The organism is Hyphomonas sp. BRH_c22, assembly GCF_000961795.1.
GTDB lineage: Bacteria > Pseudomonadota > Alphaproteobacteria > Caulobacterales > Hyphomonadaceae > Hyphomonas.
The window spans coordinates 25,274-46,524 of record NZ_LADU01000043.1; the positions used below are offsets into that span (position 1 = coordinate 25,274).

17 protein-coding genes and 3 pseudogenes are annotated in these 21,251 nt (G+C 58.8%); 10 read left to right on the top strand and 10 right to left on the bottom strand.

Going from position 1 to position 21,251, the window contains the following annotated elements; genetic code table 11:
• Nucleotides 1-23: 23 nt before the first annotated feature.
• Both VR74_RS05880 and VR74_RS05885 read right to left on the bottom strand, forming a co-directional pair.
• Nucleotides 24-551: a 3-phenylpropionate/cinnamic acid dioxygenase subunit beta gene (locus VR74_RS05880; RefSeq protein WP_035540738.1), complete on the bottom strand. Its 528-nt coding sequence runs from the start codon at nt 549-551 to the stop codon at nt 24-26.
• A complete protein-coding gene (locus VR74_RS05885; protein ID WP_035540740.1) occupies nt 544-1,890 on the bottom strand; it encodes an aromatic ring-hydroxylating dioxygenase subunit alpha in 1,347 nt (448 codons plus the stop codon). Before VR74_RS05885 ends, VR74_RS05880 begins: the two co-directional genes overlap by 8 nt.
• 217 nt (nt 1,891-2,107) lie before the next feature.
• On the opposite strand from VR74_RS05885, the gene VR74_RS05890 reads away from it, so the two are divergent.
• Together VR74_RS05890 and VR74_RS05895 are read left to right on the top strand one after the other, a co-directional pair.
• Entirely contained in the window at nt 2,108-3,751 is a 1,644-nt protein-coding gene (locus VR74_RS05890) for a sigma-54-dependent Fis family transcriptional regulator (protein WP_035540741.1), read from the top strand.
• Nucleotides 3,752-3,847: 96 nt separating this feature from the next.
• Nucleotides 3,848-5,074, top strand: coding sequence for an FAD-dependent oxidoreductase (locus tag VR74_RS05895; protein ID WP_035540742.1), 1,227 nt, complete (start codon nt 3,848-3,850; stop codon nt 5,072-5,074).
• 25 nt (nt 5,075-5,099) lie between these two features.
• Here VR74_RS05895 and VR74_RS05900 read toward each other — a convergent pair whose 3' ends face one another.
• Nucleotides 5,100-5,885: a 1,6-dihydroxycyclohexa-2,4-diene-1-carboxylate dehydrogenase gene (locus VR74_RS05900; RefSeq protein ID WP_035540743.1), complete on the bottom strand. Its 786-nt coding sequence runs from the start codon at nt 5,883-5,885 to the stop codon at nt 5,100-5,102.
• Between the two features lie 167 nt (nt 5,886-6,052).
• Here VR74_RS05900 and VR74_RS05905 point away from each other — a divergent pair, with 167 nt between their 5' ends.
• The 8 genes and pseudogenes from VR74_RS05905 to VR74_RS21530 all read left to right on the top strand — a co-directional run.
• Complete coding sequence (locus tag VR74_RS05905) at nt 6,053-7,039, top strand: dihydrodipicolinate synthase family protein (RefSeq protein WP_035540744.1); 987 nt, start codon at nt 6,053-6,055, stop codon at nt 7,037-7,039.
• Between the two features lie 29 nt (nt 7,040-7,068).
• Entirely contained in the window at nt 7,069-8,244 is a 1,176-nt protein-coding gene (locus VR74_RS05910; RefSeq protein ID WP_035540745.1) for an aromatic ring-hydroxylating dioxygenase subunit alpha, read from the top strand.
• On the top strand, nt 8,241-8,738 hold the full coding sequence (locus VR74_RS05915; protein ID WP_035540746.1) for an aromatic-ring-hydroxylating dioxygenase subunit beta: 498 nt from the start codon (nt 8,241-8,243) through the stop codon (nt 8,736-8,738). The genes VR74_RS05910 and VR74_RS05915 overlap by 4 nt, the downstream gene beginning before the upstream one ends.
• Before the next feature lie 434 nt (nt 8,739-9,172).
• The gene (locus VR74_RS05920) at nt 9,173-10,096 is read left to right on the top strand and encodes a fatty acid desaturase (protein ID WP_035540747.1); all 924 of its coding nucleotides are present in this window, start codon (nt 9,173-9,175) and stop codon (nt 10,094-10,096) included.
• Nucleotides 10,097-10,448: 352 nt separating this feature from the next.
• Nucleotides 10,449-11,855 (top strand): MFS transporter, encoded by a 1,407-nt coding sequence (locus VR74_RS05925; RefSeq protein ID WP_162174885.1) that lies wholly within the window; start codon nt 10,449-10,451, stop codon nt 11,853-11,855.
• Between the two features lie 196 nt (nt 11,856-12,051).
• A complete protein-coding gene (locus VR74_RS05930; RefSeq protein WP_035540749.1) occupies nt 12,052-12,501 on the top strand; it encodes a MarR family transcriptional regulator in 450 nt (149 codons plus the stop codon).
• Nucleotides 12,502-12,599: 98 nt separating this feature from the next.
• A complete protein-coding gene (locus VR74_RS05935) occupies nt 12,600-13,796 on the top strand; it encodes an IS256 family transposase (protein WP_045695154.1) in 1,197 nt (398 codons plus the stop codon).
• Nucleotides 13,797-14,180: 384 nt separating this feature from the next.
• Nucleotides 14,181-15,049, top strand: a pseudogene (locus VR74_RS21530) (acyl-CoA dehydrogenase family protein); the annotation flags it as partial.
• A gap of 72 nt (nt 15,050-15,121) precedes the next feature.
• On the opposite strand, the gene VR74_RS05945 reads toward VR74_RS21530, so the two are convergent.
• The 7 genes and pseudogenes from VR74_RS05945 to VR74_RS05975 form a co-directional block, all read right to left on the bottom strand.
• Nucleotides 15,122-16,735 (bottom strand): long-chain fatty acid--CoA ligase, encoded by a 1,614-nt coding sequence (locus tag VR74_RS05945; protein WP_199285889.1) that lies wholly within the window; start codon nt 16,733-16,735, stop codon nt 15,122-15,124.
• A 156-nt stretch (nt 16,736-16,891) separates the two neighbouring features.
• A pseudogene (locus VR74_RS05950) lies at nt 16,892-17,113 on the bottom strand (IS3 family transposase); the annotation flags it as partial.
• Nucleotides 17,114-17,186: 73 nt separating this feature from the next.
• Nucleotides 17,187-17,534, bottom strand: a pseudogene (locus tag VR74_RS05955) (Tn3 family transposase); the annotation flags it as partial.
• Nucleotides 17,535-17,673: 139 nt separating this feature from the next.
• The gene (locus VR74_RS05960; protein ID WP_051625027.1) at nt 17,674-17,943 is read right to left on the bottom strand and encodes a hypothetical protein; all 270 of its coding nucleotides are present in this window, start codon (nt 17,941-17,943) and stop codon (nt 17,674-17,676) included.
• A 9-nt stretch (nt 17,944-17,952) separates the two neighbouring features.
• Nucleotides 17,953-20,424, bottom strand: coding sequence for a conjugal transfer protein TrbE (gene trbE / locus VR74_RS05965; RefSeq protein WP_035540771.1), 2,472 nt, complete (start codon nt 20,422-20,424; stop codon nt 17,953-17,955).
• A complete protein-coding gene (locus VR74_RS05970; RefSeq protein ID WP_084146418.1) occupies nt 20,418-20,672 on the bottom strand; it encodes a VirB3 family type IV secretion system protein in 255 nt (84 codons plus the stop codon). Before VR74_RS05970 ends, trbE begins: the two co-directional genes overlap by 7 nt.
• Nucleotides 20,673-20,856: 184 nt before the next feature.
• Nucleotides 20,857-21,251 (bottom strand): transposase (locus VR74_RS05975; RefSeq protein WP_045695155.1); only part of this gene is annotated, 395 nt, incomplete at its 5' end.

Consider the following 21,251-nt stretch of genomic DNA (forward strand, 5'->3'; position numbering starts at 1 on the left):
ATTAACTTCTTTGTAACTTCATTTTAGAAAAACACGTTGATGTTGCTGTCTGGCAGCACCGCATGGTCAAGCGCGATGTCACGCGCAGCGAGGCACCAGCCCTGCGTGCCATGGCGCCACCGGTCGGTGCGCCCCGCAGTAAATTGACGCGCCAAGCCGTCGATGCGGTTGCGATGAATAACGATCACCGAGTGTACGATCACCTCGTTTTCGGCATCCGCAGGTTCGATTTCGACGTTCGATATGACGCGGCGCACGAAATTGGGCGGATCCTCGGCCCACACATATCCCGAGCGCAGGCGATCGATCCTGAGTTTAAGGCGCGCGATGTTCTCGTTAAAAACAACGCCAGCGCCGACTGCTGCCGGCGGCGACCGATCTGCCCGGAAGCGCCGCCGTTTGAGGTCCATTCGGTAGGTAACATCGTCGCACAGCAGCTCCAGCCAGTCCTCGAAGCGTTCGGCATCGAGCAGGCGCGCTTCGTGATACAGGCGCTGCGTCAGAGCGATCATATCCTCTACCAGGACCGGGGCAGGGTTCATTTCAAGCATTCTCAGGCTCCTCAACGGAGAGCGAGTTGATGTTGTAGGTGGGAACCTCGGCCCAGCTTTCAGCCTGCATGTGTTCTTGCCAGCGGCGATAGAAATAGCGCTGGTTGTGCTCGCTCACCAATCCGGCTGCGATGTCGCCAGGAAAGCCATCGCGCGGCCCAGAACGGCCGAGCGCCATGTTAGTGAACACGTCCATCTGCGCCGTCCGCCAGCCACGCGACTGTTCGGTGCAGGCAGCTAGATTGTCGCCATCGTCATTGTCGAACAGGCCCGCAAGCCCGAAGGTCAGGCACTGATTGTCAAGGATTGCTGCTTGCATCTCGTCAGGCATGTCGTTTTCCACCATCGCCCAGGTCCATTGCTCGAGCTTGCCCGGACCCTTGGGATGATAGACCCGAAACCAGTTCAGGCCTGGCAGGAACTGGAGGTTGGGGAAAATCGTGATGTTGATCTGCGAACCCCACAGCTGTTCGCCGCGCACCTTGCCCAACCGCTCGATCGCCGTGGGACGATTGGCCTCCAGATAATCCATCATGGGCTTCGGTTCGGGGTAGAAGGCGTAGCCCGAAATCCCGTCGAGCGAGGTCAGCGCCATGTGGCCGTTCATTCCGGCGACGGAAAGCCCGCCTTCGAGGTTGGTACTCGAATTGCCGACGCTGAGACCGGCAAGGTCCATCGACTGGACGGCCGACATCGCTCCGGCATGCGCCCAACCCAGATGGTAGCCATCGCCGCAGACATTCTCAACCGGCAGCTTCCAGTTGCTGCCCAGCTCCATCTTCTGGGTTTCGCCGAGCAGCGAAGTTCCGCCTGGCATCGCATCCAGCCAGACATCGAGGAAGAATTTTGCATCGCCAAGGTAATCCTCGAGCGAGGGCGCATCTGGATCGAAGCAGCCGAAGACCAGGCCCTTGTATTCGGCAACATGGGTTACCTGAACCAGGCCCAGCTTGCTGCGGTCCAGTTCGCCAAAATAGGCCTCGTTTTCCAGCGGAACCCCGGCGAGCGACCCGTCTGGCGCGAACGACCACCCATGATAATTGCAGGTAAAGGCCTTGGCATTGCCGCGATCGGCGCGGCAAATGCGGTTCCCGCGGTGGGTGCAGCTGTTGAGGAATGCTTTGATCGATCCGTCTTTCTGGCGAATGACGATGACGTCGTCCTCGCCCATGAAGGTGCGGAAATAGTCACCAGCTTTGGGGATCTGGCTGGTGTGAACGAGGAACAGCCAGCAGCGACCGAAAATGCGTTCAAGCTCCTGTTTGTAGAGCTCCTCGTTCGAGTAGATCGTCCGCTTTTGACGGCCTGTCGTCGTATCGACCAGGTCGGAAACATCCATCTGCGTCCTCTCCTCCGAGTCGCCGCCGCAGATTTCCTTCGGTCAGCCATGTCCAGAATTTTGCTTATATCATGCATAAACTGTGCCAAATTCAAAAGTCAAGGAATCTCGTGCATATATAAAAGATCTCTACTTTTAACCCCGTTAAAGTTTGACATATTTGTCGAGTGCTGGATGATGTTGTGGCGCACAGTGTACATTTTTGTTATGATAAGGCATGAAGCATCTCCCCGCGTACACCGACCTTACCAGCCGGCTCCGTTTTTCGCCCGAGCAGGGCCGCATCTGGCGTGACAGCGAGCGCTGCGTATTGCTGAGTAATTCTGCGCTAGTCATGTTGCGGAACGAAATAGTTGTCCAACTGGGCTTAGTCAGCGCTCGCCGACTATTCTGGGAGATAGGGTTCGCCGAAGGCGCGCGTTGCGCAGTCGAAGCAAAGCATTTAAGGCCCGGCAGCAGTTTCCTTGATGCCTTTGCGGTCGGCCCTCAAGCCCATGCAGTAACCGGGTTCGGCTGGACCGAGATCGAAACTTTGGACACCGATACCGAGAACGGGCATTTCGATGGTCGTTTTCTGGTCCACGATTCGATTGAAGCCGGAATCCATCTCGCGACCGATGGCATTAGCACCGATCCTGTGTGTTGGTTGCAAACTGGTTTTGCCAGCGGCTTTGCAAGCACTTTCGCGGGTCAGCCCATAATCATGCGTGAAATCGAGTGCAAGGGAATGGGGCATCGGGCCTGCCTGCTCCATGGCAAGCCTGAAGCCGAGTGGCCAAGCCTGGACGATGTCGAAACGGCAGTGGTTCAAATCGATTCAAGCGGCCTCAAGAGTCAGGACGACCAATTCGTCGCTGGAGTATCGGCAGGCTTCCACGCGGTGCGCAACTTGATCGAGCGGACTGCAGGGACCGATGCCACGCTGTTGTTCTTGGGGGAGACGGGAGTCGGCAAGGAGGTGTTCGCCAGGATGGCGCACCGGCTTAGCCTTCGCCGCGACGCGCCTTTCGTCGCGCTGAATTGCGCAGCAATTCCTGAAGGCTTGATCGAGGCCGAACTGTTCGGTGTGGCCAAGGGTGCTTTCACCGGCGCCATGACCGACAGGCAAGGACGTTTCGAACTCGCCCACGGTGGTACGCTGTTTCTCGACGAGATTTCGATGCTGTCACCCCTGGCGCAAAGCAAGGTTCTGAGGGCCATCCAGGAAGGCGAATTCGAACGTGTGGGTGGTACCAAGACCATCCAGGTAAACGTTCGCCTGATCGCCGCCTCCAACATCGATCTCGAGGCGGCAATCGCTGCGGGGACATTTCGTCCGGACCTGTACTTCCGTCTTTCAACACTGCCGATCTGGGTTCCGCCGCTGAGAGAGCGGCGCGAGGACATCCCGGGATTAATGGAGCACTTCCGCGCCAAATATACCAAGCGTCACGGGCGTACCGTAGAAGGCTTCACGGCGCGGTCGATCAATGCGCTGCTGATGCACGACTATCCCGGCAATGTCAGGGAACTGGAGCGGATGGTTGAGCGTGCCGTGCTGCTCGCCGACGAAACTGGTGCCATCGATTTACGGCACCTCTTCATTGGATCGAACAGGGCGCTCATCCCAAGCAGTCTGACCCTGGCTCAGGATGGCCGTGTGGTCGGCGCGGAGCCGAGCTCCGAAGAGTCGTCTGGGATTGACCAGCTGGTCGGCTTGCTTCGCCAGAACGGCGAAACGCTTTCGACGATCGAAGATGCGATCGTTCGTGCATCAGTCGAAGCCGCCGGCGGTAACGTTGCACTAGCGGCCAGAGAATTGGGGCTGACGCGTCGGCAACTGGCATACCGTATCGAGAAAATTCGAAATGACAGATATTGACGGATTTACAACATATTGTATATTGTGCAACACAAACCTTAACAGAGTGTGCAAGGATAAAGGTATGGCGGCGTTCGTGAAATTGGGAGAAATCGAGTGCATTCGGTAGCGATTGTAGGTGCGAATCTTGCTGGTGGGCGAGCGGCGGAAGCACTTCGGCAGGCGGGGTTTGACGGTCAGATCACCCTTATCGGTGAAGAGCCGTTGAGGCCCTATGAACGCCCACCTCTTTCGAAAGAACTTCTGTGGAATACGGCGGAGGCTCCGAATAATTTTTTCTTGCAAGATGAGGGCTGGTACGCGGAAAACAGGATCGACCTGCTTCTCAACACGCGTGTTGAAGCGCTAGATTTGAATGCGGGCGGAGTGCGCCTGTCCGGCGGGCCGCTGGTCACCGCCGACAAGGTGTTGCTGGCGACCGGCGGGCATGCCCGCAAACTCAATTTAGCGGGAGCCGATTGTGCCAATGTCCATTATCTGCGCACCCGCGACGACGCCACCAGGATGGCACTCGACCTTCGTCAAGGGGCGCGGGTCGTTATTGTCGGGATGGGGGTGATCGGTGCTGAAGTGGCAGCCAGCGCGATCAAGCTGGGCTGCGAGGTAACCGCGATAGAGCCGCTGGCGGCGCCGATGGAACGGGCGCTGGGCAAGCGCTTCGGCCTATGGCTGGGTGAGCAGCACAGCAAGCGTGGGGTCAGGACCTATTTCAACCGGGGCGTCACGGGGTTCAAGTTCGCGGACGGTCGCGTCTCCGCCGTAGAGATCGACGACGGCACCCTCATCCCTTGCGACGCTGTCGTAGTCGGCGTGGGAATCATTCCTGCAACGTCGCTGGCGATAGATGCCGGGTTGACTGTAAACAACGGGATCGTCGTCGATCGTCGTTGCCAAACCAGTAGTCCAATAGTGTTCGCCGCCGGCGACGTGGCCGAACAGGACGGGTTTTTTGGTGGTCGATTCCGTCAGGAAACGTACCAAAACGCGGCCGACCAAGCCCAGGCTGCGGCCTTGGCAATGCTTGGCCACGAAGTCGATTACTGCAAGCCGATGTGGTACTGGAGCGACCAGTTCGATCTGAACATCCAGTTCTGCGGACAAATTCCGGTAGAAGCCGAGATTGTCGTCCGCGGCGACGTCGAAAGCAACGCATTCGTCGCTTTCTTCCTCTCCGGGAATACCATTGAAGGAGTCCTGACTGTCAACCGCGCTGCCGACATGGGAATTGGCAAACGGCTGGTCGAACGGCGGGTGATCGCCAGTGCGGACCGGCTTGCCGATGCGGATGTTTCATTACGTGAGCTGCTTAAACAGACCGCTTGATGGATGGCAGCGCCGCGGGACCGGCCTATCCGATACCGCCGCCTGCGACGAAGAGCGTCTGTCCCGTAACGTACGACGCTTCTTCCGATGCAAAAAAGCAGATTGCGGCGGCCAGTTCCTCGGGTTCGCCGAAACGGGCCATCGGGGTGTCGCGCATGGTTTGCTCCATCACCCCGGCAAAGCCCGCCTTGACGGCGTCGCTCATTGGCGCCGGATCGCGCGGCGTGACCCGGGTAACATTGACACCCCCCGGCGCAACGCAGTTGATTCGGACACCGCTGGTTTCCAGTTCCAGCGACAGGGCAGCGGTCAGCGCAGCGACTCCGCCCTTGGCGGCGGCATAGGGCACCCGGTTCACGCCGCGTGTGGCCACTGAACCGATATTGACGATCGAACCGCGCCCGGCCGCGAGCATATAGGGCACCACTGCGTGGCAGCACCAAAGAGTCGGCCACAGCGAGCGGTTAATTTCTGCCACGATCTCGTCTGGTGTATAGTCCCAATAGGGTTTGGCCCAAATCGTGCCGCCCACATTGTGGACTGCCACGTCGATCCGGCCAAATTGATCGGAAACCGTCCGGTAAAGTTCGGTCGCTCCCTCGCATTGCTCAAGGTCGAAGATGGCGGCGTGGGCGTCCGCGCCGTCGGCCCGCAGCCGGTCGACCGCATCCTGCGTGGCTTGAGCTGCGCGGTCAGCGACGATCACCGTCGCGCCTTCTTCCGCCAGGCGCTGGGCGGTGGCCAGCCCGACACCTTGAGCTCCGCCTGTCACAACCGCTACCTGGTTTTCGAACCGTCTGCATATAGGCATGGTCAGTCTGCTCCTCTTTCCCGAACTCCTGAAAAATACGCAAGGTCGAAGGACGATCTTGTATATATCCGCACTTTATGTCATGCAAGGAAAAGCGTTACACAATGCAGAACGCCGGGACACTGCGGCAACAATCACCTGACGTAAATTCTAGGAGAGCGACGAAGATGACGCGTACACTTATGGCCCCAGCCGACATCAAAGGAGCATGGGCAATTATTCCCACTCCGGCGAAGGACAATGCCTCGGATTGGCGCGCGACAAAAACGGTGGATCTCGATGAGACCGCGCGCGTGGTAAACGGTCTTATCGACGCAGGAATTAACGGAATTCTAAGCATGGGCACGCTTGGGGAAGCGGCGACCATGACCCACGATGAAAAGCTCGATTTCATGAAGGCATTGGTCGATTCTGCGGCTGGCCGGGTGCCGATTTTTGTCGGAACTACCTGCATCAACACCCGCGATACCGTCGCGTTAACCCGGCAGGCGCTCGATATAGGTGCGGATGGCACTATGTTGGGAGTCCCGATGTGGTGCGCTCCCAGCCTCGACGTTGCCGTGCAGTTCTACAAGGATGTCGCTGAAGCCGTCCCTGAAATGAACATTGCGATCTACGCCAATCCCGAAGCTTTCAAATTCGATTTTCCACGTTCATTCTGGGCACAGGTGGCCGAGCTTCCGCAGGTCGTCACGGCGAAGTACATCGGTGTCGGCACCCTGCTGCCAGACCTTGCGGCAGTTCGCGGTCGCATCAAGCTGCTGCCGATCGACTTCGACTATTATGGTGCAGCCCGTATGGACGATTCAATCGACGCCTTCTGGTCCAGCGGTGCCGTGTGTCATCCGCTGGTGACAACTACGCTGCGCGACCTCGTGTCGCAAGCGCGCGCGACGGGCGACTGGAGCGCGGCGCGGGCTTTTATGGGCCAGCTCGGCCCAACGGCAGCGCCGCTGTTCCCTAACGGCAGCTTTAAGGAATTCTCGACCTACAACATCGCGCTTGAAAAGGCGCGGATGAATGCCGGCGGGTGGATGAATGCCGGCCCGGCCCGTCCGCCTTATCATCTTTGCCCGGAACCCTACCTCGAAGGCGCGCGCCAGTCGGGCAGAATGTGGGCTGAGCTCGGCAAAGCACTCGAATCTGAGAAATGATATCAGCGCGATAATTTGGGAGAGAGCAGATGACGGAGATTAACCTGTCGTGGCCGAAAAACTATAATGAAGTTCCTAAAGAAGCCTTTGTTCGCAAGGACATCTATGCGGAGGAGGTCAAACGGATTTTTCACGGCACCGAATGGCACCCGGTCGCCCATGAAAGCGAATTGCCCAACCCAGGAGATTTCAAGACTTTCCGGTTGGCGGGCGTACCGCTGCTTATCGGGCGCGACGTCGAGGGCGTGGTGCGGGTGTTCTACAACGCTTGCTCGCACCGCGGCAATCAGCTCGAGACGGCGATCATGGGCAACAAGACCGAATTCGAATGCCCTTACCACCGCTGGCTGTTCGATTCGAAGGGTGACCTGGTCGGGTGTCCTAACCCACGGGAATTTCTGCCCGGTTTCAACAAAGCTGACTATCCGCTTGCCCAGCCGCGGTTCGACATCTATTTTGGCCTGATATTCGTGACGCTTTCGGCGGAAACCGAGCCGCTGCTTGAATATCTGGGCGACTCGCAGAATTGCTTGCGCGAGCTGCTTGCGGGCGACGGGCGGCTCAAGCTGCTTGGCTACCAGAAGGTCCGTTATGATACGAACTGGAAGTCGTATACCGATAACGATGGCTATCATGCTCCGTTGCTGCATCAGGCGTTCAAGATGCTCAACTGGCAAGGCGGCAAGGGTCGCCAGTACACGGCAACGCACCGCGGCCACATCTGCTTCGAATCGGCCCTTTCTGTGGCAACCGGGCCTTCCGTGCTCAAGGACAAGTCGCTGATCGAGTTCAAAGGGCAGGACCCGGCGGTCGGATCCCGGATCGTCTCGCTGTTTCCAACCTTCGTTTCGACGAAGCATCTTGACGTCATCAACTTGCGCTTCGCTACACCGATCGATGCGGAGACGGTTGAAGTCCACTATGCCTATTTCGCCCATCAGGATGACGACGAGGACATGGTTCGCCATCGCCTGCGGCAAAGTTCCAACCTGCTCGGCCCGTGCGGCCTGATCAGCATGGAGGATGCTTCGGTCTTTCACCGCATCCACATCGGAAACCACACACCAGGGTCGGCCATCTTCCAGAAGGGAGTACATGACCCTTTGAAGCTGGAATCGGAATTTCTTCAGAATGACGAGAGCGGCAATCTTCCGCGCTGGGAATATTACCGTTCGGTCATGGGCTTCGAAAGGGCGACAGTATGATGCAGACAGATACATCGCTCGAAGCGGCGCTTAACGCCCTGCTGCTGGCTGATGCTCACGCGCTCGACAGCAAGGATATGCCGGGGTGGCTTGGTAATTACGCGGACGAGGAGGCTGCCGCCTACTACTGCCGTTCGGCGGAAAATTCGGAGCACGGACTCGCCCTTGGATTCATGTACGACGACTGCCGCGCCAGGCTCGAGGATCGCGTCACCTTCGTGAACGACATCTGGGCTGGCACCTTTCAGGACTATCGAACCCGCCATTTCGTCCAGCTCACCAGCTTTGATCGCGTTGATGCAACCACCCTGGAAATGCGATCAAATTTTTCGGTGTTCATGACGCCTAAAGACAGCGGTATCACCCAAGTGCTGGCGGCAGGGCAGTATCTCGATACTGTTCGGCAAGACAAGAATGGCGAACTGAAGCTGTTATCGAGGCGCGCTGAGCTCGATACCTCAGTACTTCCGCGATATCTGGTCTATCCGATTTGATCAGGTGGTCAGCCGAAGCGACGGATATTTTCCGCCAAACCGGTAACTAGTGCTTCGGCCGCAACAGAAGGGCCCGGCGTCATTCAGGCCCTTAGTTGTTATAATTTGAACGATAACAAGTGTTTGCCTATGGGAGCCGATTTGACATTTGAGCCCCGCTTGCCGAACAAAAATATTATGCCATGCTGACCAACGTCGGCATGGCCGTGTAACTTTAAAAAATCGCTTCCGACAATCCCTGGGCGGTTTAGTATGGGCGCCGGGCGTTCAACGGGGTTGCCTGATTGCCATGTCATTTCAGGATAAGAGTTGTATATTATACAACATGCGTCTATAGTCCGCACAATTGTGCAACGAGCAATTGAACACAAAACATGGAACGCCAAACCGCGATGGCTGAACCCATGGGTTAATTAAGATTTGGGAGATGTGGTATGGCTGCGAGTGTTTTTCCAAAAAACCAGGAAGAGTATTTCGAGCAGTTGCGAAGGGCACCGTTACTGGCGCTGCCGACCTTCTTGCTTTTCGTTGCCTCGATGGGTGGCATCGGAATTGTCTGGTATCTGGCATTGACGGGGCAGATACCTATCTGGCTCGGCACCATCGCCAACGGCCTGATCACCTATCTGCTTTTCAGCGTAATACATGATGCGGCCCATATGTCCCTTTCCAGGGTCAAATGGCTAAACGAGACGATCGGAGCGATCGGCCTCTTCTTCTTGTTCCCATATGCCCCGATGGTACTTCTGCGGTGGGTGCACAACAAACACCACAGCTATGCCAATGGCCCACTAGACCCTGATCGCTTCGAACACGAGTCGTCATGGTGGCAGGTGCCGTTTCGCTGGACGATGTTTGACGGCGCCTATATTTATTATTTTTTCAAGTACGGCCAGAATGTTCGCAAAAAGCACGGCAAGGAACTCGTCGCTTTTTACTCGGTCTTGCTCGCGCTGTTTGTAGCGGCCCTTTATTTTGGATACGGCTTCGAACTCTTCATGTTGTGGTTTCTGCCCTCGCGAATCACGCTGTTCCTGATTGCGATCGTTTTCGTGATTCTGCCGCACTATCCGGCGATGGTTGCACAGGATGAAGAGCCCTATATGGCGACGACGATGCGCTACGGATGGGAATGGCTGCTGACACCGTTGCTGGTTTATCAGAACTACCATCTCATCCATCATCTCTATCCGGAAATTCCCTTTTACAGGATGCATAAGGCCTATTTCATCAAGTTCGATGAGATCAACCGTCAGAACATCAGCCGACAGACAGCCTTTGGGGTCAAGCCGGAGAACATGGAGTCCCATCTGGCCTACCGCCAGGAAAAAGACGCGGCATTGCAGCCAGCTGAATAATAGATGGCCCGACAGGCTGCCCGATCAGATCACTGCCGTCCCTACGGCTGCGAACGGCCTCTCGCCGCGATCGGTCAGGCTGGCCTCTACTCATGGACAGGCGCTACGCTGCACGCGCTCCCGCCTTCCGCACTGCGCCGATCACAAGGCACAGGACCGCCAATCGGCAGCGCGGGCTGGTTACGGTGCTGGAACAATCGACCGGGCGGAGCATCATCCCCAGGAAGCTCGAACGGAGAAAGTCCGCTGACGAAGCGTATTTGGGAAGCAAGCAAAGGGGCGTTCGGCAGGCTGGCGCAATTTTGCTCAACCATGTAGACCAGCGAAAACAGCAACGGCGAGGATGTCCATTATGAGTGCCAAAGAGATTGGGGGAGGTGTGCCCCCTAATGCAATCCCAGCTGGTCCCCCCGAATTCGACGTGGGGTTTGCTTCAGACACATCGCCATGGACGCCCTATCAGAAGCTGGTGCTTCTGCTGTGCTCCCTGGTGATCGTGCTCGATGGTTTCGATGCGCTGGCGCTCGGTTTTGCCGCCCCGGCGATGCTGCCCGACCTTAACCTGACCAAGGAAGAACTTGCGCCGGTGCTGGCGATCGGCCTGATCGGCATGACCATAGGCGCCACAATCGGCGGGATCATCGGCGACAAGTTTGGACGCAAGATAGCCCTGTTGGCCAGCACAATCATCTTCGGATCAATGACGGGCGCAATCGCTTTCGCCAATGACTTGCCGACACTGGGACTATTCCGCTTTATTGCGGGTATCGGTCTGGGCGGCGCGCTCCCGAATGTCACCGCACTGGTTGCAGAGTATACGCCCCAACACCGTCGCAGTTTTGCGGTTACGCTTAGTTTGGTTTGCATGGCGGTTGGCGGAGTGGTCGGCGGGTTTGTTTCTGCCGAAGCGCTTCCGGCATTGGGCTGGCGGGGATTGTTCGCTGTGGCGGGCGCCTTGCCGCTAGTGCTGGCATTGGCGCTGTTTTTGTTGCTGCCGGAATCTCCACGATTTCTGGTGACCCGGCCGGAACGGTCGAACGAATTGCGCCAGATCTTCGAAAGGATGCGGTTCGACGTGCCGTCGGACGCCGTGTTTGTCGATCGCGCCGAATCGGGTGTCAACAAGCCATCGGCGGCAACCCTTCTCCGCCCTCCCTACTTGCGTGATACATTGCTCTTGTGGCTGGCCTTCTTTGGCTGCCTGCTGGCGGTGTTCATGTCGTTTAACTGGCTTCCGACCATGCTCGCCGATGCCGGCTTCGACCTTCCGACATCGAGCCGCGGCCTGCTGACGTTTAATGTGGGGGCGATTGTGGCTGCGGTGCTGGTATCCTGGATAATCCTTTTCACCGGGTCGCGGTTGCCAATGGTGATTATGGCGCTTGGCGGTGCCGGGGGGGCTTTGGCGTTGAGCCGCATGGGGTTTGACCCGGCCGCGCCAAAGCTGCTGCTCCTGACGGCGCTGGCCCTGCTTGGTGGCTGTATCGTAGGCCTTCAAGTTGTACTCTACGTGCTCGCGTCACACGTCTATCCGACGTTGCTGCGTGCAACCGGGGTTGGACTTTCGGCGGGAATCGGCAGGGTCGGTGCGGTATTGAGCAGCTTTATCGGCGCAGCGGCCCTGTCCGGCTTCGGCCCGGTGGGCTTCTATTATGTAGTGGCCGCCGCCATGGCCGTGACGGTGATCGCGTTGCTGCTGGTGAGGAGACACATCCCGCCCAGCGCGAAAACCGGGGCAACCCCGGCCGCAGGGACCTGACGCTGAGCGCTGCGGTTGGGTTTTGAACGTCGGTCGCGGGCGTCGCAGTCTTGATGGTTACCGAAAAACTGATTGAGCATGATCGGCCCTGCAAGATGCCACGAACACCTTCTTGCCTAAAGTTCGCTCGCTAGCGTCGAGCGGGCACGGATCATCGGCCCGACGCGTGTCATCGCCGATTGCGCGAGCCTCCTCGATGCGCGACGAAATCAACCAGGATAGCTATGTGACCGAGGCCGACGAGATCGTTTTTCTCGTCGAGGAAGTTCCGCGCAAACTGCGCAAGCTGTTTGATGCGTCCGTGGCAAAATTTGGCCTGTCTCGCACTCAGTGGCGCGCCCTTGCCTATATATTCCGCTCACCGGGACTCACCCAGACCGAACTTGCAAAACACCTAGATCGTGAACGCGCGAGTGTGGGTCATGTGATCGATCAGTTGGAAAAGGCACATTTTGTCGAGCGGCGTTCGATGGAAGGGAATCGGCGCGTCTGGAGCCTGCACCTGCTTCCCAAGGCTATCGAGATACTTCCATCACTTCGGTCGGAGGCCGACGCGATATACGCGCAACGACTGGCAGGAATTTCCGCAACGGAGTTTGACACGGTCAAGACCCTGCTTGGGAAAATGTCTGGCAACCTTGGGTAGCGTCCCGGGACTTGGTGTAAATTCGACCTGAGGAAGGTCATCGTGCGCGAATCCGTCGAGGTTGTGGTTGCGAAACTCAACCAGAAGGACCTCACACGATGACCGAAGACAGATTGGCTTTATTCGAGCTGATTGACCAGAGCGCAGACAACGATCTGGTGCGCGACATGCTGGCCTTTGCAGCCGGGCGCTTGATGGAGATGGAGGTGGAGGCGCATACGGGCGCGGCTCCCGGTGCCCGCTCCGCGGATCGCAAGACCTACAGGAATGGCTACCGGGAGAGAGCCTGGGACACACGGGCTGGCCGGATCGATCTGGATATCCCGAAGCTGCGCAAGGGCAGCTACTTCCCATCTTTCCTTGAACCGCGCCGAACGGCCGAGAAGGCGCTGACGGCCGTTATCCAGGAAGCCTACATCAAGGGCATCTCGACGCGCGCGGTGGACGACCTGGTCAAGGCGATGGGTGGCACGGGCATATCGAAGAGCCAGGTCAGCCGGCTGTGCGAAGAGATCGACGAGCGTGTACAAGCCTTCCTGAACCGCCCGATCGAAGGCGAGTGGCCTTACCTGTGGATCGACGCCACGTACATCAAAAGCCGGCAGGGCGGACGGATCGTCTCGACCGCTGCCATAGTGGCTGTCGGGGCCAATGCCGAAGGCAAGCGCGAGGTTCTGGGCCTCGCCACCGGCGAATCGGAAGCAGAGCCGTTCTGGAAGGACTTCCTCAGGTCCCTGACAGCACGCGGCCTGCGCGGCGTGAAGCTCGTCATCGCCGATGATCACAAAGGCCTGCGTGCGGCCGCATCGAAAGTGCTGAACACCAGCCAGCAAAGATGCCGGGTGCACTGGATGCGCAATGTGCTTGGCCGTGTCGGCAAGACGCACCGGGCCGCCGTCGCCGCCCTGGTGAAAACGGTGTTCGTTCAGGAGACCCAGGAGGCAGCCCGTGAACAATGGCGCAGTGTTGCCGATAATCTGCGAGAGCGCTTCAACTCAGTCGCCGAACTGATGGACGCCAGCGAGGAAGACGTGCTCGCCTACATGGTCTTCCCGAAGGAACACTGGACGCAGATCCACTCGACCAATCCCCTTGAACGCCTCAACAAGGAGATCAAGCGACGCACCAATGTCGTCGGTATCTTCCCGAACGATGCCGCCATCATCCGCCTTGTCGGCGCACTGCTGCTTGAGCAGAACGACGAATGGGCGCTCACCCGGCGATACATGTCACTGGAAAGTCTCGCCAGGATCGTCGATAACCCTGTTCTCAGTCTGCCCGGCGTGGGCAACTGAACCCATCACCGCAGCCGAGACGGCGTGCACGAATTACACCACGTGATGGGACGCTACCCAACCTTGCCGACTAAAACAAGCTGGACTCGTTATCAGGACTTGTCAAAGGGATGGCGATGTTTAGCACAGCGGATGCAGCCAAAATGCTGACGGGGTACACAGCGCTCATGCGCGACAACGTGGCTCGGCTCTAATCCCAGCTGGGGGAAAGCTGGGCGTCATGTCACTTGCTGAGCGCGAAGCGATTTCCGGTTCGATTCGCCTATCTACATCCCAAAACTATGATCAAGGCTTTCCGATGTTCATCACGCTCTGGATAAATTGATCCATGTAAATTGAACCGCCCCGGGATTGTCGGAGGCCATTTATTGTAAGCTATGCGGCCATGGGGACGACGCGCAGAAAGCACAATATCTTCCCAAGGTTGCGAGCGGCGAATTGCGGCTGCAGGCCTTTGGCGTAACCGAACCGACCAGTGGCACGGATACACTAAGCCTGAAAACTTCCGCAAAAAGGGATGGCGATCACTATATCATCAACGGGCAGAAACTGTGGACCAGCCGCGCCGAACATTCGGACTTGATGATTCTCCTCGCTCGCACCACGCCGCAAGATCAGGTGCGTCGCACACCGAGGGGCTCTCGGTGTTCCTCGTCGATATGCGCGAAGCGATCGGCAATGGCCTCACCATACGACCCATCGAAACGATGATGAACCACGCGACCACCAAAGTTTTCTTCGAGGACTTACGCGTACCTGTCGCAAATTTGATTGGCGATGAGGGCAAAGGCTTTCGATACATCCTGTCAGGCATGAACGCCGAGCGCTTGCTGATCGCTGCGGAATGCGTGGGCGATGCTAAATGGTTCATCAACAAGGCAACGGCCTACGCGAATGAGCGCGTTCTTTTCGGTCGCCCTATCGGCCAGAATCAGGGTGTGCAATTTCCTATCGCGCGCGCCTACGTACAAATGCGCGCCGCCGAGTTGATGGTGCATGACGGGCTGCGCAAATATGAGGCGGGCGAAAATGTTGGCGAGCAAGCCAATATCTAAAAAATGCTCGCTGCAGAGGCAAGCTGGGCTGCCGGTGAAGCCTGCATCCAGACCCATGGCGGATTTGGTTTTGCTGTCGAATATGACATTGAGCGCAAGTAACGTGAAACCCGGTTGTATCAAGTGGCCCCGATTAGCACGAACATGATCCTGTCCCATGTCGCTGAACATGTCCTTGGTCTGCCAAGAAGCTACTGAAAAAAGAGAAGCGGGCTATTGCCCGTAGGCGTTGAATTCTATTCTATATGGCCTTGCCGGATGTGACCTCGCCTAGGCAAGGTGGTCGCGATACGTTTCGCGTAAGCCCTTTTTGTCGATCTTTCCGGTCGCTGTAAGCGGCACTTTTGCAAACAGGATGTCGTCCGGCAGCCACCAGCGAACAACCTTCGTTTCTAGGTGCGCGCGAATGTCGGTGGCGGTAACGACCTGGCCCTCATGTGTTTCGATCACGAGAAGGGGACGTTCTTCCCATTTTGGATGATAGACGCCGATAACGGCTGCAATCCGGACGCCGGGATATCCAACCGCCGCATTTTCGAGGTCGATCGAGCTGATCCACTCGCCGCCCGACTTGATGACGTCCTTCGCGCGATCGGTCAGCCGGAGAAAGCCAAAGCGGTCAATCGTGCCGATGTCGCCGGTGTCGAACCAGCCATCGCTGCCGACGCCTTCAATATCGGGAAAATAGCGGTCGACGACCCATGGTCCGCGCACCTGAAGCGCGCCAGCCTGCTCGCCGTCCCATGGCAGCGGCACGCCGCCATCATCGATAATGCGCAGTTCGATGCCGAACTGCATGCGACCCTGCTTGCTGAGCAGAACATCGATCGCGAAATCGTCACCTTCAGCCATAAGGAGCGGGGTGGGTGTCGAAATCACCCCGAGCGGATTGGTTTCGGTCATGCCCCAGAGCTGGAGCACGGTGACTCCATAGTGTGTCCGAAACGTTTCGGCCATTGCCCTCGGCACGGCCGAGCCGCCGATCACGAGGCGCTTGAGATTGCCGACGCCTTTCTCCGTGGCATCAAGGTGCGCGAGGTACATCGTCCATATCGTTGGCACGCCGCCCGAAAAGGTGACGCCCTCTTCGTTGATCAGGTTGGCAAGACTGGCACCGTCCATCTTGTCGCACGGAAGCACAAGCTTGCAGCCGTTGATCGCAGCCGTGAAGGGCAGACCCCATGCGGTGGCGTGATACATTGAAGAGCACGGCATGATGACATCGAAAGCACTGAATCCGAAGGCGCTGCTGAGGCCGGCCGCCATGGCATGGAGAACGATCGAGCGGTGGCTGTAGAGGACGCCCTTGGGGTCGCCTGTCGTCCCCGAGGTATAGCAAAGAAAGGCGGCCGCCTTTTCATCGAAGCTCGGCCATGCGAGGGCGCCGTCCTCGTGCGCTAGCAAGGCCTCATAATTCAACGCGTCGGCAAGATCCGGCACGAAAGCTGCGCGCTCGGCGAGAAGGACATAATGCTCGATCCCGGGGAGGAGAGGGCGCAACCGTGCGACGAGCTCGGCAAGATTAGGTTCAAACAATAGGACACGGCTACCTGCATGCTCGATAGTGAAGGCGATCTGTTCGTCGCTGAGGCGCGGGTTGGCGGTGTGCAGAACGGCCCCCATTCCAGGAATCGCATAGAAGAGTTCGAGATGGCGGTGCGTGTTCCAGGCGAGTGAGGAGACGCGGTCGCCCGTTGCAACACCGAGCACGCCAAGGGCCTGCGCCGCCTGGCGCGAACGCTGGTCGCAGCTACGCCAGTCATACCGCCAGACGGACTCATCGACGAGCTTCGAGACGATCTCCCGCTCGCCATGCGCGCGGGCGGCATATTGTAATATACCACTGACCAGCAACGGTGCGTCCTGCATCAATCCTTGCAGCATGTTGCATTCTTCTCCTAGCGGCCCCGGCGTGTTATGCGCAACGCGCCCTTCTGTTCCGTATGACGCGCAGGCGCGCATGCTGTCAATTGACCGCCGTCTTGCCCGCAGGCCCAGTTGTGGCCTGCTGCCGTTTGGTGGACACGGAGATAGGCTCATTCATGCTACACCGGCTTCGCGTTCGACGTCGATGGGGCTTTTGTATCCGATGGTCGAGTGCCTGCCGATGGGGTTGTAGAAGCATTCGATGTAATCGAACACATCGGCCCTAGCGTGGTTGCGCGAGCGATAAACTTTCCGCGCGATCCGCTCGGTCTTGAGCAAGGAGAAGAAGCTCTCCATCGCGGCATTGTCCCAACAGTTGCCCGACCGGCTCGTCGACCAGCCAACCATCCCCCTGGAGGCCTCAGTGCATTATTGGGACACAGATTCACGGAAGGGCCATGCAAGCTGATCACTTTGCGGTGATTTTCAGCGGTAAAAGCCCATCATCATCAAAATTGCCGACGTCAGACCAAACATAGTCGCCAGTCAGATTGATATGATCCCAGCCCAGCGGGGACAATTGCCGCAGCGCCTCTGCATGATCAGGCATTGCGCGGAGGTTGAGTGCGCCCACGGCCCGGTTGAGATATCGACAATTGAACAAAATGATTGCCGCCGTCACAAGATTGAGCGCGGCAGCGCGAGTTTGCTGGTTTTCTTGGCCCCGATCTCGGAACCGGCCAAGGCGGTGGAAGGCAACGGCCCGGGCCAGAGTGTTGCGCGCCTCACCCTTGTTGAGTTCGGCGGTCACCTGCTTGCCCAGCGTCGACAATCCGACACCCAAATTAGCAGCCACACGCCGCCGGGACAATCCACTGGTCAGCGCAATGCGAACCGCTTCCTGTTTGAAATCTTCTGTATGCTTCATCATCTCTTCGGTCTCCTTGTATGAGTGTTTAACTCTCAAGTGACCGGCACAAAACCGGTACAAGTCCAATACTGTCAGGCAGCGCTTCGAGATCGCGCGCCATGTTCTCCAGCATCTCGATCTCATGGGTGAGCTGCTGGATTTGCTGGTTCACCTCCTGAAGGGAGCGGACGGCCTGGTAGATGTTCTGGATGTGATTGGCGGGGTCATAGACCGTCCATTGGGCCGAAGCTGGCGGCGCGATGAGGATAGAAAGCGGCGCGGCGCAGATGAGGACGGAGGAGAGAAGACGTTTCATCGGGGGTTCCTATTCGGCTGCGAGGATGTGGGCGGGATTGAAGGGCGCGTGCGCTTCGGACTCCGGCGCATGTCCGGGCCAGCGGGTGAGCAGCTCAGCCGCCCAGGGCAGGCCCTTCTCGATCAGCCAGCAGGCCGCGAACCCGTCGCCTTCCGTCTCGGCCCAGATGCGGTCGAGCATGGCCTGATCGTCGGGCGAGGACGCACCGCAGATCGAGAGCGCGATCGGCCCGAGGCCGAGGTCGAACACGCGCGCACCCAGCGGCGACTGGTGATAATAATCGCGCTTCGGGGTGGCCCGGCTGATCAGTTCGATCTGGCGGGCGTTGAGGCCGAACCGGTGATAGGTCTCGCGGGACTGCGGTTCCTGCGCGCGTTCATTGGGCAGGAATATCCGTGTCGGGCAGGACTCGACGAGCGCTGGCGCAATGCTTGAGTTCGCGATGTCGGCCAGGCTCTGCGTGGCGAACACGACGGACACGTTCTTTTTTCGCAGGGTCTTCAGCCATTCGCGGATGCGCGCCGCGAACATCGGATCATCCATGAACAGCCAGGCCTCATCTAGGATGAGCAGCGTTGGTTTGCCGGTGAACCGGGCCTCAAGCCGGTGGAACAGGTAGGTGATCACGGGTACCACCGCGCCTTTGGCGTGCATCAGCTCTTCCATTTCGAAGGTGGCGGTGTCCGCGAGACTGAGGCTTTCATGATCAGCATCCAGAAGCCGTCCATGCGGGCCTTCCAGCGTGAACGGATGCAGAGCGGATTTGAGCGTCTCGTCCTGCAGCATCAGGCTGAGGCCTGTCAGCGTCCGCTCGGACTCAGGCGCTGAGCTGAGAGACTGGATCGCTTCCCAGAGCCGGGCCTTGAGCTCCGGCGTCATGGCCACGCCTTCATGGGTGCACAGGCCCGCCAGCCAGTCGGCGGCAAAGCTCGCCCCGTGTCCGGTGTCGATGTCCTTCAGCGGCTGAAGGCTCGGGGCGCGGGCACCGCCGAGATCGATATGTGCGCCGCCCATGGCGAGCGTTGCGGCGCGGGCCGAACGGCCCTTTTCAAAGAGGAAGACCTGCGCGCCTTCATAGCGCTTCCATTGCAGGGCAAGCAGCGACAGGAGCACCGACTTCCCCGCGCCGGTCGGGCCGACCACAAGCGTATGCCCGACATCGCCGATATGCAGGTTCAGCCGGACCGGCGTCGTGCCATCGGTCTGCGCCTGGATCAGCGCCGGGGCGTTGAGATGGCGATTGGTCTCCTCGCCCGCCCAGACCGCCGAGAGCGGCACCATATGGGCAAGGTTCAGCGTGTGCAGGATCGGCTGGCGGACATTGGCGTATGGATGGCCGGGCAATGAGCCGAGCCAGGCATCGACGGCGTTCAGCGTCTCGCGGATCGCGGTAAAGCCGCGGCCATTCACGATGCGCTCGGCAATTCGGATATGGTCATCGACGGTGCGCCGGTCGGGATCGGCAACGGTGATGGTCGTGGTGACATAGCCATAGGAGACAAGATCGGAGCCAAGCTCTTGCAAAGCCGCATCGGCGTCGGCAGCCTTGTTGTCGGCGTCATTGTCAACGAGGGCGGCTTGTTCATTGAACAGGGTCTCGCGCAGGACCGCGCCGATCGATTTGCGCTTGGCGAACCAGTGCCGGCGTTTTTTGCCGAGGACTTTCTCGGCCTCGGCTTTGTCCATCGCGATGAACCGCGTCGCCCAGCGATAGGCAAAGCCCTGCCGGTTGAGCTCATCGAGAATGCCGGGAAGCGTTGAGGCCGGAAAGCCGAGAATGGTCAGCGTGCGCAAATGCGCGTCACCGATCATGGGTTCGAGGCCACCGGCGAAGGGTTCATCGGCGAGAATGGCGTCCAGGAAGACGGGCAACTCGGGCCTCACGACCGGATGGCGCTTCGTGGAAATCGTCGAATGCAGATAAGTCAGCGTCTCGTCATCGGTGAGCTTTGCGATTTCGGCGAGACAGGTGGAGAGGAGATCGAAGACGCGGGCGGCATGTTGCTGGAAGGTCTCCAGGCGATGACGCCAGGTCGCCGCGTCTTCGGTCTCGGCGCGCTGGATCAGGGCTTTCTCGGCCCGGCCCGTGGCATCGGCGGGTGGGAGCCAGAGCAGGGTCAGATAGTAGGCACTTTCGAACCGGGTTCCGGCTTCTTCGGCTTGTAATGCCCGTTCCTGATCGACGAGCCATGACAGCGCGTCGGGGAACTCAGCCTCCGGATAATCATGCACTTCATGGCGCTGCGCTTCGAAGAACAGCGCCCAGCCCGAGCCGAACCGGCGCAGCACATTATTGACCCGCGCCATCACGGAAACGAGTTCTTCGTCTGTCGAGCTTTCGAGGTCAGGGCCGCGATAGCGGAACGTGGTCTGGAAGCTGCCATCCTTGTTGAGGACGACGCCCGGCGCGACGAGACAGGCCCAGGGCAGGTAGTCGGCCAGTAGGACCAGGGTCTCTGCGTATTCTTTCAGGTTCAGCATGTCAGATGCTCCTTGTGCCGCGTGCTCCGGCCGGCAACGGCCATGAAATCCGGATCAGAGCGCGCCATGAACACCGCTGCCGAATGCCCGACCGCCCAGAGAACAAGGCCCGGTATCCAGAGCTGGAGGCCCAGGCCGACAGCAGCGGCGAGCGTCCCGATGGCGATGGCGGCCGTGCGGGGCGCGCCCGCCATCAGGATCGGCTCGGTCAGCGAGCGATGGAGCGGGATTTCATAGCCGTCAGCCACTAGCAGGCTGCTGAAAAAGCCTGTTTGCACGTTGTGGAGTATAGATTTTTTGGGGTCTGTGAGACTTTTTTTCGCCGTTTTGGCGTCGGGACGCGCGTTTCCGCCGGCATTGAGGTCACTCTTTCGGCATAGACCATCTTTCTACGGATTATGCGCTGACCTATAGCAGCGGCGATGGTGGCGTTCATGCTGCGGCCCCCGCAAGTAGCTTCGGTAGTCGGACGAGATTGTAGGCGGCGATGGCGATATCGAAGCCGAGGGCAACGCGCCGCTTTCCCCTGAACTTCGTCTTGGCATAGCCGCCAGTTGTCTTCGTCCACCCGAAGATCTCCTCGATCCTTTTGCGGATGCGCTGGGAGACCTCATAGCCCTCGGGGGTCTTGATGGGCAGGCCGCACCTCCCGGTCTCGGACTTCAGGGCGACATGCGGCCTGACACCGGCCTGCTCCAGATCGCGCTTGAAGGTCCAGGCATTGTAGCCTTTGTCGGCACCAAGTGTGGCGCCGCGTTTAACCTTGCGTTTCCTGATCATCTCGAGGGCCGCCTCGCGTTCGGCTCTGCCGGTTGCATGGGTCAGTT